The sequence below is a fragment of the Pleomorphochaeta naphthae genome, assembly GCF_055396005.1.
Window position 1 is genome coordinate 770,949 of sequence record NZ_AP042457.1, and the last position, 11,952, is coordinate 782,900.

Below are 11,952 nucleotides of genomic sequence, written 5' to 3' on the forward strand. Positions count from 1 at the left end.
ATTTTTTTAGGAGGATTCATGTCCAATAAAATAAAAAAATATAGCATTGAACAAAAACAAGCCAAATGGGGGCTTATTTTTACGCTACCATGTGTAGTCTTTTTTGCAGTGTTTAGTTTTTATCCAATAATTAATGCATTTATGACAAGTTTAACAAATGCTAAAGTTTTATCAAAAACTCGTGATTTTGTTGGCTTAGATAATTATATATATCTTTTTACCAAAGAAAATGGTGGTTATTCACTTTTAAATTCAATGAGAGCAACGATTACTTTTACAATAGGTACATTTATACCTATGGTTGTAATCTCATTAATTATAGCTGTTTTATTAATGCAACTTAGAAAACCTTCCCATAGAGGTTTTTTCCAAATTTCATATTATATGCCAGCTGTCTTATCTAGTGTTGTTGCTGCAGCAATTTGGATGATTCTTTTTGACCCTAGAGGTTTATTTAACCAATTCAGTAATTTGCTTTTAAGAACTACAGGTAAAGATTATGGATGGTTAGTAAATTCTAATATGTTACAAGCCTCAACAATGATAGTGTATTTTTGGAAATATATAGGTTACTTTGTTATATTATTTATCACAGGTTTAGCCTCGATTCCTCCTACATTATATGAAGCTGCTATAGTTGATGGAGCTAATAAGTGGAAAACTTTTTGGAAAATAACATTACCATTATTAAAACCAACAGTACTATTAGTTTCAGTAATGGCCATGTTACAATGTTTAAAAACTTTCTCTACACAGTATATGTTTACACAAGGTGGTGCTTCGAGACAACCAATTGACGTAATTACAATGAATATTTATTTCACTGGAATTAGAAACGGAAGAATTGCAAGAGCAAGTGCTATGTCAATTATCTTATTTATTATCATGCTATTATTAACTTTACTCCAATTTAAAGTGTCTAATAGTGATGATGTCGAATATTAGGAAGGAGAAAATAAGATGAATAAATTTGTGGGAAAGATAAGTGTAACAGAAGTCATTGTTTGGATATTTTTATCTTTAGTCTTGCTCTTTACAATATTACCAATAGCCTTTATGTTTGTTGCTTCTTTTATGGACTCAAAGCAAATTTTAGCGATGCCATTTTCTTGGATACCTTCAAAAGAGTATTTTACAACGAGTTCTAGGACTTATCTAACTAACTTTGTTAAAGCAATATTAGGGAATAATAATAATGCAATCTTTTTTAGAACTTTAATTAATTCATTAATCGTTGCTATAACAGTTTCCTTAACAACGATCTTTATGGCATCACTTTGTGGATATGGATTAGCTAAATTTAAATTCAAAGGAAATCATTTTATATTTATGTCTATTATGGCTACAATGATGATTCCATTTGAAGCAATTATGATTCCTTTATATATGGTAACAAGTAGTCTAAACATGATGAATAGTTACAGAGGATTAATAATTCCCTTTTTAGTTAGTGCTTTTGGTGTTTTCCAAATGAGACAGTATTTGTTAACTTTTCCAAGTGAATATTTAGATGCTTCACGTGTTGATGGGTTAGGAGAGTTTAATATATATGCAAGGATAGTTCTTCCAAACTGTACCCCTGTAATTGCAACCTTAGGAATTTTAAGTTTTAGAAACCAATGGGACAACTTGTTATGGCCATTGTTAATTGCTCAGAAAGAAACAATGAAAACTATTCCTTTATATATCACTAAATTCAGTGAAGAAAAACAAACAGATGAAGGAGCTATGATGGCAGTTGCACTTTTAGCTTCGATTCCAATGTTTTTATTATTTGGCTTTTTATCTAAATATTTTTTAGGTGGAGCTGCAGTTTTTGAATCTAGAAAAGGATAACCCCTTCCTCTTTTATAGATAAATCACTCTTGCTATTACAAATCGCGAAGTTTGTAATAGCATTTTATTTTTCTTTAAATATTGTCTCTAAATTTTGTAGGTGTGGTATTTAACAATCTTTTAAAAAGCTTTGCAAAATATCCTGGTGTAACAAAACCACACTTATTTGCTATTTCATTGATATTTTCGTTTGTATTGATTAACAAATCGATACTCTTATTAATACGATAAGTATTTAAGTAAGTTAAAAAATTAATTTTCACAATTTCTTTAAATAATCTTGAAAGATGAGTTTCGCTAACATTTAAGTGTTGAGCAGCTTCTTGTAAACCAACCTGTTGTTTATAATTTTCTTTGATAAATTTTATAGAAGCATTAATTAAATGATTTTGAACCGAATCAGGCAAATCGAATTTAACTATATTATTATTTATTTCTTTTTTATTTAATTCTGAAATTGTTTTTTTTAAAGCTTTGATTAAATCGTCATTATCAATTGGTTTTAAGAGATAATCGTCAACTCCAAGCCGTATAGCATTCTGCATATATTTAAAATCTGAGTATCCAGATAAAATAATAGCTTTCACATCGGGGATTACTTTACTCAACATATCAAGACCTGTTTGTCCGGGAAGTCTAATATCGGAGATAACGATATCTGGGCAAAGCTCATCAATAATATTTTGTCCCTCAATACCGTTTGATGCACTTCCTATTAATTCTAAGTCTAGTTGAGCGTTATTTAAAATCATAGATAGCTCTTGCATTTCGATAGCTTCATCTTCGACAATAACTATTTTATACCCCATAGTTTACTCCTAAATTTGTATTTTCATTATCAAATGGAATAATGATTTTTGCCTTAGTCCCTCCTGATTTTACATCTTCAAAGGAAAGCGAAGCATTATTTTTATAAAAAAGGTTTAATCTTTTGTAAACATTATAAAGCCCTATATGGTGAGATTTTTCTAATAAAGAAAGGTTTTTCATGATTTCTTTGTTTTTAAATCCTACACCATTATCAGTGATTTCTATAACAATATTATCACCTATTTTTTGTAAAGAAATAGAAAGATACCAATGGCCAATTTTAGGTTCAAGACCATGAATAATCGCATTTTCGACTAAAGGTTGTAGAAGCAATTTTGGAGTGGATTGAGATAAGAGAGATTGATCAATATCATAATCAATATGGAGTTTGTCTTTAAATCTAATTTGTTGGATAGTTAAATAGCTTTTAACAAGTTCAATACTTTTTTCTAGAGTGCAAACAGCAGAATTATTATATATTGAAGATCTTAACAATTGGCCTAATTTTATTGAAATAGTATAAATTTCTTCTTGATTATTAATACTTGCGAGTGACTTAATAGTATTTAAAGTATTAAATAAGAAATGAGGGTTTATTTGAGATTGAAGAGCCTTTTTTTCTGCATCAAAAATTTGTTTTTGAGATTCTTTAGTAGTTTGTAATAAGTTAACAATTTGGATTACCATATTATTAAAACTTTCGTTTAACTGTTGCATTTCATAAATATTATTTTCTTCAATAGAAATTGTTAAATCACCTTCTTCAATCCTTTTCATGCCTTTGATTAATCTATGAATAGGTTTAGTAAGTTGTTTAGTTAAAAAATATGCCAATATTAAAGAAGTAAATAAGCCGATTAAAATTGCAATAATATCTATAATTACAATTTGTTTTAAGTTTTCGTTAAAAGTTTGATCTTTAATATAGTTTGCTATGTAAAATTGGGTAGATCCAACTCTCTTAAATGATAAAATATAATTGTTTGAGTAATAAGTTTCTTCAATAAATTCACCTTTTTCTCTGCTAGAAAGACCGGGGAAATAAGTAAAAGGATAAAATTCACTAGCATTGTCTAATTCAGATGCGATATAAGATGTTGTATCTATTAATAAAGATTTAGATAAAGTATTAGTTTCTACAATTTCCTTTATTTTAGATTTGTTTATATCTACTAAAGCAAATCCAACAACGTCATTATTTTGATTAAAAATATATCTAATCATAGAAATAGCAATAGGTTCTTCAGAATTTAGATTATTATTTGAAATAATTTTTGTATATGTGTAAGGTTTGCTATCCATTAGCGGAGATGCCATATCTAAGATTGTAGAATGATTTCTTAAATCATAATCCTCTGGAAAGGGATGAGTAGATAGTTTTGTGTTTCCATCTATACTAGTAATTATAGCTGCTGCATCGTATGTATCACCTTTCATAGTTTCATACATAGTGCTATATATATTGCTCATAAAAGTAGAATTATTTTTTAATTCAGGATTTTCAAGTAATTTAACAATATTTTCATTTTTGGATAATTCGTAAGTTTTATGCCTATATTCTTCAATTATTTGTTCTAATTTTTGTCTTTGTATTTCTCCTATGTTATTGACATCTAATTTTAAGCGATCTATTACAGTTTTTTTTGTAATGGTAGTATTCACTATAGAAAAACTTATTAAAGGAATAGAAATCAAAATAAAAAAGTATATAAAAAGCCTTGTAAAAAGGGTAGTTTTAATTTTTTTCATGAAATTATTTTATATGGAAAAAAATTAATATGCAATAAAATATAAATTCTTAGTAGTTAAGTTAAGCTGTTTTCTCATTTATTTTAGTGCGCTTATCTTAAATTAATCTCAAAAATTAAAAAAATAAAATTTTAACTATATATTTGTATAGTAAAATATTAATTTTCCTCTATTAAAGTTCTTTATATCAGAAAAATTTAAAAATTTTTTTAAATTGTTAAATTAGTATAAATTTGTAAATAATATAAATAAAAAATGACTATAAAAACGGAGTATTGATTTTGGCATTTGTCAGAAACTTTTTAAATATTTAATTAAAAATATTGATTTTTGTTACTATTTTAACAAAAATGTTAAAAGAATTATTAGCGTATATAAACAGTATAAAAGCAAATTTTTTTAAATTCTCCATTATATTTTAATTTACATAATCAATTTAAACGCTTTAATTAATGGTTTTTATTTTTGCAAAAATTTCACATGTTTGACATATTAAATCATACCGTTTATAGTTTAATTAACAAATTTAGAATATTATTGGATATAGTGATAAATATACTCTAAATCCAGTTTACATGGAGGTATTTCATGATAGTCGGTAAAGCTGTAAACAGGGTAGATGCCAAGGCTAAGGCCACAGGTACAGCAAAATATGTGGCAGACCTTGTAGATAAAAATGCTTTAGTAGCTAAAGTTTTACACTCTACTATTGCAAATGGTAAGGTATTATCTTTTGATTTAGAAGAAGCTTACAAAGTCCCTGGCGTAGTTAAAATAGTTACTTGCTTTGATGTTCCAGACATTCAATTCCCTACACCTGGTCACCCATGGTCAACTCATAAAAATCACCAAGATATTTCAGACAGAAAACTTTTAAATACCCGTGTAAGATTTTATGGTGATGATATTGCAGCGGTTATTGCAGAAGATGAAATAGCAGCTAATAAAGCTCTTAATTTAATTAAAGTTAATTATGAAGAGTATAAACCATTATTAACTTATGAAGAGGCTATGGCTGAAGGTGCAATGCCAATTCATGAAGAAAAACCTAATAATGTTGTTGTTCACAGTGATTATGAAATGGGTAACTTTGAAGAAGCTATTAAAGAAGAGGGCTTAATTAAAGTAGAAGGAGTTTATGAAACTCCTGCAGTTAGTCACTGTCACATAGAAAATGCTGGCTCTTATGCCTACATGGAATCTGATAGAATTATTATTGTTTCATCTACTCAAATTCCTCATATTATTCGAAGAGTTATTTCTCAAGCCCTAGGTTGTGGAATGGGGAAAATAAGAGTTATTAAACCATATATTGGTGGTGGTTTCGGAAATAAACAAGATGCTTTAACTGAACCATTAAATGCTTTTTTAACAACTTTAGTTGGTGGTAGATGTGTTAAATTGTTCTATACTAGAGAAGAAACTTTTGTTTGTACTAGAACAAGGCATGCTATGAAATTCTATATCGAAAGTTATGTTAGAAAAAATGGAACTTTTGCAGCAAGAAAAATTAAAGCTTATTCAACACAGGGAGGTTATGCATCTCATGCTCATGCTTTAGTTGCTAACGCAGTAAATGCGTTTAGAATGATGTATCCTGTAGGTGCGATTAAAGGTGATGCTTATACTGTATATACTAACTTACCAACAGCTGGTGCAATGCGAGCTTACGGAATTCCTCAAATTGGTTTTGCTCTCGAATCTCATGTTGATGATATTTGTAATAAAGTAGGATTTGATAAAATCGAATTTAGACGAAAAAACATGATGAAAGTTGGTTTCGTTGATCCATTTACAACTATTACTTGTCACTCTTCTGGATTAGAAGAATGTATTGAGAAAGGTAAAGAATATGTTAATTGGGATGAGAAAATAAAAGAGTACAAAAATCAAACTGGTGATATTCGCCGTGGTGTTGGTATGAGTGTTTTCTGTTACAAGACTGGGGTTTATCCTATCTCTTTAGAAACAAGTGCTGTCAGGATGGTATTAAACCAAGATGGATCTATTCAAGTACAAATGGGAGCAACTGAAATTGGTCAAGGTGCTGATACCGTATTCTCTCAAATGGCAGCTGAGACTTTAGGTTTTACTCTTGATAAAATTAATTTAATATCTACTCAAGATACTGATGTTACCCCATATGATACTGGAGCTTATGCATCTAGACAAACTTATGTTTCAGGAATGGCGGTTAAAAAAACAGCAGAATCCTTGAAAAAGAAAATTTGTGATTATGCAGGTTATATGATTAATAAAGATGGTTCTGATTTAGATATTGAAAATAATACAATTATTCATAAAGGAACCAAACAAAAATACTTAACGACTGAAGAAGTTGCTATGGAAGCTTGTTATTCACTTGAAAATTCACAACATATTAGTGCAGAGGAAACTCACCACTGTTCTGATAATACTTATGCATTAGGTTGTTGTTTTGCTGAAGTTGAAGTTGATATTCCAATGTGTCATGTAAAGATTTTAAAAATTATTAATGTTCATGATTCAGGTAAAATCATTAATCCTCAAACAGCAAAAGGTCAAGTTCAAGGTGGTATGAGTATGGGTATTGGATATGGCTTGTATGAAAGATTAATATTCGATCCTAAAACTGGTAAAACACATAATAATAATTTATTAGATTATAAATTAATGACAGTTTCAGATACACCAGACTTAGGTTGTGACTTTGTTGAACCTGAAGATCCAAGTGGTCCTTATGGAAATAAAGCTTTAGGTGAGCCTCCTGTAATACCAGTAGCTCCAGCTTTGAGAAATGCTGTTTATAATGCAACAGGTGTTGCTGTAAATGCTATTCCATTACATCCACAAAGATTGTTTGAAGAATTTAGTAAAGCCGGCTTAATAAAATAGAGGAGACAAATTATGTATGATTTTAATAATATATATCAACCAAAAACAGTAAAAGAAGCTTTGGAGATGAAAAAAGCTCATCCAAATGCCTTAACTCTAGCTGGTGGTAGTGATATTTTAATTCAATGTCGTGAAGGTAGATTAGCAGGTAGAGATGTAATTAGTATATATAACTTAGATGAGTTGAGAGGAATTTGTTTAGAAGAAGATGGTACAATTTTAATTAGACCTTTGACAAGTTTTTCTCACATTACAAAACATCCTTTAATCAAAGAACATATTCCAGTTTTAGGCGATGCTGTTGATCAAATTGGTGGTCCACAAATAAGAAACATTGGAACAATTGGTGGAAATATTTGTAATGGTGTAACTAGTGCTGATTCAGCTTCAACTTTAAAAGCTTATGATGCAATTTTGGAAATTGCTAGTGTCGATGGTATAAGAGTTCTCCCTTATTCAGAGTTTAGTTTAGGACCTGGTAAAGTTGATTTAAGAGAAGGTGAAATATTAACTGGAATTAGAATTAAAAAAGATTCTTATGAAAATACTTTTGGTAAATATATTAAATATTCTATGAGACGAGCTATGGATATTGCAACTCTTGGTTGTTCAGTTAATGTTAGATTATCCAAAGATAAAAAAACTGTTGAAAGATTAAGAATTGGTTATGGAGTTGCAGGGCCTGTTCCAAGTAGAGCAACTGCAACCGAACAAATGGCTCAAGGAAAAAAAGTAAGTCTTAAATTAATCGATGAGGTAGCTCAATCTGTTGTAGATGATGTTAATCCTAGAACATCATGGAGAGCTTCAAAGGAATTTAGAATCCAATTAATTAAAGAACTTGCTAGAAGAGCTTTTAAGTCTTCAATCGAACAAGCAGGGGGGAAATTCTAATGAAAAAACAATTAATTACTTGTACCATAAATGGTAAAATATGTGAAAATTATGTTGACCCACGTGCATCCCTTTCAGATTTATTGAGAGGCGAAGAACATCTTCATAGTATTAAACACGGTTGTGATGTAGGTGAGTGTGGTGCTTGTACAGTTTTAGTAAATGGAGAGCCGTTTAACTCTTGTATTTATTTGGCAATTTGGGCAGAAGGAAAAGAGATAAAAACCCTTGAAGGTCTTTCAGATATTAAAGGTAATATTTCTGATATCCAACAAGCTTTCATTGATGAAGGAGCTATTCAATGTGGATTCTGTACTCCTGGTTTTATAATGAGTTCTCTTCCAATTATTGAAAGTGATGAAGATTTTACTAGAGATGAAATTAGAAAACAAATTTCAGGTAATTTCTGTAGATGTACAGGTTATGATGCTATAGTAACAGCTATAGAAAAAACACATAATAAAAGAAAAGCTGAAAAAGCTAAAAACTAATATAATTTAATATTGTCAGGGGGCTGTAATGGAGGCCCCCTTTTCTTATTTTAGTAAAAATAATAATATCAATTTTGAGGATTAAAAATGAAAAAACCTATAACCTTAATGATTAAGCCAGCTTCTAGTATGTGTAATTTACGTTGTGATTATTGTTTTTATTTAGATGAAGAGAAAAATAGAATAGATAAAAAACGAAAGATTATGGATTTAGAGACTATTGAAAATATAGTTAAAAAAGCACATCAAACATCAAATAAAATTCATTATATTTTCCAAGGTGGAGAACCTGCTTTGGCAACACTTACTTGGTTTGAAAATTTTATGACTCTTGTTGAAAAATATAAGAGTGATGGTGATGAATTAAATTTTAGTTTTCAAACTAATGGAACTTTAATTGATGACTCTTTTGCAAAGTTTTTAAAAAAATATAATTTTTTAGTTGGCGTTTCTTTTGATGGATTTTCAAGAATTCATGATTATCATAGAAAATTTGTTAATCAGTCAAAAAGTTCTAAAGAGGTTAAAAAAGGCTTGACTGAGCTAAAGCAAAATAATGTAGATCATAATATTTTATGTGTTGTAACAAATGAGGTTGCCAATAATATTGATAAAATATATAAAAATCTTGTTGATGATGGATATATTTATCACCAATATATAGCATGTCTAGATCCTATTGAAGGTAGAGAGAATAAATTTTTAAGTCCACAAAGTTATGGGAAGTTCTTAGTAAAGTTATTTGATTTGTGGGTTAATGATTTAAAAGTTAATAGAAACATATCTATTAGATTATTTAATAATTTTCTTTCTATATTATTAGGAAATGCTCCAGAAGCATGTGATATGAATGGTGTTTGTTCTATACAATATGTTTTTGAATCAAATGGAGATGTATTTCCTTGTGATTTTTATTGTTTAGATGATTATTTGTTAGGTAATATTAATGAAGTATCTTTCGATTCTTTAGATAAAAGACGAGAAGAAATACAATTTATTAAAAATCCACCCAATTTACATGATGAATGTAAAACTTGTCCTTATTTATATTTGTGTAGGGGTGGTTGTCCTAGGTACAAAGATAAGGACAATAAATTTAGATTTTGTTCAAGTTATAAATATTTATTCGAACAAAGATTAGATGTATTTAAAGAAATAGCATACCTTATTTCACAAAATTCTCAGTAGTACAAATTTTAATCAAATTTTGAATAGCTGGGGATAGGTATTTATTTTTATGGTTAATTATTAAATATTCTCTTTTAATTGATAAATCTTTTACTTCTCTAGTAATAATATTAGTATTGTCTTTTAAAGACGTATCCCAAAGAGAAGGTAAAATTGAAATACCAAAATTTTTCTCTACTAAAGATATGATAGCCTGTGTACTAGTGCTATCCCAAGGATTTGAGATAGTAATATTATTGGAAATTAAAATTGAGTCAATTAATTTTCTAACAGCACTATGTTTTTCTCTTAATATTAAGTTCTGATCTTTCAAATCTGATAAATATATTATATCTTTTTTTGCAAGTAGGTTTTCTTTTGATAAGTAGAGTAACAATGAATCGTTATAAAATGGGATGCTTTTTATATCCTTGTCATAAATTGGTGTTTCAATAAGGGCTAAATCAATCTCATTTTCTAAAATTAAAGAAGATAAAGTTTTTGAATCTCTAATGATTAAATCAATTTTAACTTTATTATTAATTTTTTCAAATTTTTTTAAAATATTTGGTAAAAGAAAAATTGCAATTGTATTGCTACAACCTAAAGTTATTTTTTTAGTGAGATCACAATCTTTTAAACTACTTTCTAATTGATTAACTTTTCTTATAATTTCTCTAGCTTGGTATAAAAAGATTTTTCCTTCTTCAGTAAGTATTAATTTTCTAGAGATTCTATCAAATAATTTGATTCCATAATGTGTTTCAATTTCTTTTATAGCAAAACTTATAGAAGGTTGGGCAATATGTAATTTATTAGCAGTAGCCACAGTGCTTTTGTTTTCACAAACCGCTATAAATATTTTGAGATGTCTTAATGTCATTATGGCTCCTATAATAAAAAGTTTATATATATTATTAATATATTATATTTTACATATATAATAAAATACGGTATAGTGAATTTTAAAGGAAATATATGAAAAAAAAAGAATATTTTAAGTTATTTAGAATTATGTTTACATTAAGTGCCTTCACATTTGGTGGTGGGTATGTAATTGTATCATTAATGAAAAATGAATTTGTTGATAGGCTCAAATGGATTGATGAAGAAGAAATGTTAAATCTAGTAGCTATTGCTCAATCTTCTCCTGGTGCTGTGGCAGTTAATGGCTCTATTTTAGTAGGTTATAAAGTGGGGGGAATAGTTGGTGCAATTGTTTCAATATTAGGGACAATATTACCACCATTTATAATTTTATCAGCTATCTCTGTTGGGTATAATCAATTCAAAGAAAATATATATGTAGGAGCTTTTTTAAAAGGGATGCAACCTGCTATTGCTGCCATTATAATCTCTGTTGTTATCCAACTAGGTTTAAATATAATTAAACAAAAAGAAGTATATTTTATTGTAATTATGGTATTAGCCTTTTTAGTAACTTATTTTATGAAACTTAATATTATTTTGATAATCTTAGCTTGTGCTGTTTTAGGTGGTTTCTATGCACTCTATAAGCAAAAAAAGGTGGTTAACAAATGACATTATTTGCATTGTTTCTTTGTTTTTTACAAATAGGTGCTTTTAGTTTTGGTGGTGGACTTGCTGCTTTACCTTTAATCCAACAACAAATTGTTACAATCAACCATTGGATGACGATGGCCGAGTTTACTGACTTAATTGCAATTGCAGAGATGACACCAGGTCCAATTGCTGTAAACAGTGCAACTTTTGTTGGTATTCACTTATTTGGTATTAAAGGTGCTATAGTTGCAACTTTAGGATGTATTCTACCTTCTATTATTTTTGTAGCTATTTTAGGTTATTTATATAATAAATATAAAAAACATTATTTACTTGAAGGCGTTTTATCAGGTTTAAGACCAGCTGTTGTTGCTATGATTTTAAGTGCAGGAATATCGATATTTTTAATAGCTATTTTGGGTACTGAATTAAATAGTTTTAATATATACGCAGTAATTATTTTCTCTATAGCTTTATTTTTCATGGCTAAGAAAAAAGTTAATCCAATCTTAGTATTACTTATAAGTGGAGTTTTAGGAGGGGCGTTTTATATTTTAATTGGATATCCTCTTTAATTTAAAAGTTTGTCTAAAATAAAAAGGTGCCA

11 protein-coding genes are annotated in these 11,952 nt (G+C 28.5%); 8 read left to right on the forward strand and 3 right to left on the reverse strand.

From position 1 onward, the window contains the following. The first annotated feature begins 18 nt into the window (after positions 1-18). Both ACZ5SO_RS03595 and ACZ5SO_RS03600 read left to right on the forward strand, forming a co-directional pair. A complete protein-coding gene (locus ACZ5SO_RS03595; protein WP_464626847.1) occupies positions 19-945 on the forward strand; it encodes a carbohydrate ABC transporter permease in 927 nt (308 codons plus the stop codon). A gap of 15 nt (positions 946-960) precedes the next feature. Then, positions 961-1,836: a carbohydrate ABC transporter permease gene (locus tag ACZ5SO_RS03600; protein WP_464626848.1), complete on the forward strand. Its 876-nt coding sequence runs from the start codon at positions 961-963 to the stop codon at positions 1,834-1,836. A gap of 74 nt (positions 1,837-1,910) precedes the next feature. Here the strand turns inward: ACZ5SO_RS03600 and ACZ5SO_RS03605 are convergent, their stop codons facing one another. Then, positions 1,911-2,645 carry a response regulator transcription factor gene (locus ACZ5SO_RS03605; protein WP_464626850.1) on the reverse strand — a complete coding sequence of 245 codons (735 nt, stop codon included), beginning with the start codon at positions 2,643-2,645 and terminating at the stop codon, positions 1,911-1,913. Next, positions 2,635-4,395, reverse strand: coding sequence for a cache domain-containing sensor histidine kinase (locus ACZ5SO_RS03610; protein WP_464626852.1), 1,761 nt, complete (start codon positions 4,393-4,395; stop codon positions 2,635-2,637). Before ACZ5SO_RS03610 ends, ACZ5SO_RS03605 begins: the two co-directional genes overlap by 11 nt. A 588-nt stretch (positions 4,396-4,983) precedes the next feature. Between ACZ5SO_RS03610 and xdhA the strand changes: the two genes are divergently transcribed. The 4 genes from xdhA to ACZ5SO_RS03630 all read left to right on the forward strand — a co-directional run bounded on the left by xdhA (position 4,984) and on the right by ACZ5SO_RS03630 (position 9,842). After that, positions 4,984-7,269, forward strand: coding sequence for a xanthine dehydrogenase subunit XdhA (xdhA, locus tag ACZ5SO_RS03615; RefSeq protein ID WP_464626853.1), 2,286 nt, complete (start codon positions 4,984-4,986; stop codon positions 7,267-7,269). A gap of 12 nt (positions 7,270-7,281) precedes the next feature. After that, positions 7,282-8,163, forward strand: coding sequence for a xanthine dehydrogenase subunit XdhB (xdhB, locus tag ACZ5SO_RS03620; RefSeq protein WP_464626854.1), 882 nt, complete (start codon positions 7,282-7,284; stop codon positions 8,161-8,163). Then, the gene (xdhC, locus tag ACZ5SO_RS03625; protein ID WP_464626856.1) at positions 8,163-8,654 is read left to right on the forward strand and encodes a xanthine dehydrogenase subunit XdhC; all 492 of its coding nucleotides are present in this window, start codon (positions 8,163-8,165) and stop codon (positions 8,652-8,654) included. The genes xdhB and xdhC overlap by 1 nt, the downstream gene beginning before the upstream one ends. A gap of 87 nt (positions 8,655-8,741) precedes the next feature. Continuing rightward, entirely contained in the window at positions 8,742-9,842 is a 1,101-nt protein-coding gene (locus ACZ5SO_RS03630) for a radical SAM protein (protein ID WP_464626857.1), read from the forward strand. Here ACZ5SO_RS03630 and ACZ5SO_RS03635 read toward each other — a convergent pair. Further along, positions 9,820-10,704, reverse strand: a complete 885-nt coding sequence (locus tag ACZ5SO_RS03635) for a LysR family transcriptional regulator (RefSeq protein WP_464626859.1) — start codon at positions 10,702-10,704, stop codon at positions 9,820-9,822. The two genes, ACZ5SO_RS03630 and ACZ5SO_RS03635, sit on opposite strands and share 23 nt — an antisense overlap. A 95-nt stretch (positions 10,705-10,799) precedes the next feature. Between ACZ5SO_RS03635 and ACZ5SO_RS03640 the strand changes: the two genes are divergently transcribed. Both ACZ5SO_RS03640 and ACZ5SO_RS03645 read left to right on the forward strand, forming a co-directional pair. Next, positions 10,800-11,363 carry a chromate transporter gene (locus ACZ5SO_RS03640; protein WP_464626861.1) on the forward strand — a complete coding sequence of 188 codons (564 nt, stop codon included), beginning with the start codon at positions 10,800-10,802 and terminating at the stop codon, positions 11,361-11,363. Beyond that, entirely contained in the window at positions 11,360-11,920 is a 561-nt protein-coding gene (locus ACZ5SO_RS03645) for a chromate transporter (RefSeq protein WP_464626862.1), read from the forward strand. The genes ACZ5SO_RS03640 and ACZ5SO_RS03645 overlap by 4 nt, the downstream gene beginning before the upstream one ends. The last annotated feature ends 32 nt before the right edge of the window (positions 11,921-11,952 follow it).

What these genes read in the sequence shown, in the direction of transcription:
- xdhA (WP_464626853.1), top strand. Translation starts at nt 4,984, where the DNA reads ATGATAGTCGGTAAAGCTGTAAACAGGGTAGATGCCAAGGCTAAGGCC.
- ACZ5SO_RS03605 (WP_464626850.1), bottom strand. Translation starts at nt 2,645, where the DNA reads ATGGGGTATAAAATAGTTATTGTCGAAGATGAAGCTATCGAAATGCAA.
- ACZ5SO_RS03640 (WP_464626861.1), top strand. Translation starts at nt 10,800, where the DNA reads ATGAAAAAAAAAGAATATTTTAAGTTATTTAGAATTATGTTTACATTA.
- ACZ5SO_RS03595 (WP_464626847.1), top strand. Translation starts at nt 19, where the DNA reads ATGTCCAATAAAATAAAAAAATATAGCATTGAACAAAAACAAGCCAAA.
- ACZ5SO_RS03600 (WP_464626848.1), top strand. Translation starts at nt 961, where the DNA reads ATGAATAAATTTGTGGGAAAGATAAGTGTAACAGAAGTCATTGTTTGG.
- ACZ5SO_RS03630 (WP_464626857.1), top strand. Translation starts at nt 8,742, where the DNA reads ATGAAAAAACCTATAACCTTAATGATTAAGCCAGCTTCTAGTATGTGT.
- ACZ5SO_RS03635 (WP_464626859.1), bottom strand. Translation starts at nt 10,704, where the DNA reads ATGACATTAAGACATCTCAAAATATTTATAGCGGTTTGTGAAAACAAA.
- ACZ5SO_RS03645 (WP_464626862.1), top strand. Translation starts at nt 11,360, where the DNA reads ATGACATTATTTGCATTGTTTCTTTGTTTTTTACAAATAGGTGCTTTT.
- xdhC (WP_464626856.1), top strand. Translation starts at nt 8,163, where the DNA reads ATGAAAAAACAATTAATTACTTGTACCATAAATGGTAAAATATGTGAA.
- ACZ5SO_RS03610 (WP_464626852.1), bottom strand. Translation starts at nt 4,395, where the DNA reads ATGAAAAAAATTAAAACTACCCTTTTTACAAGGCTTTTTATATACTTT.
- xdhB (WP_464626854.1), top strand. Translation starts at nt 7,282, where the DNA reads ATGTATGATTTTAATAATATATATCAACCAAAAACAGTAAAAGAAGCT.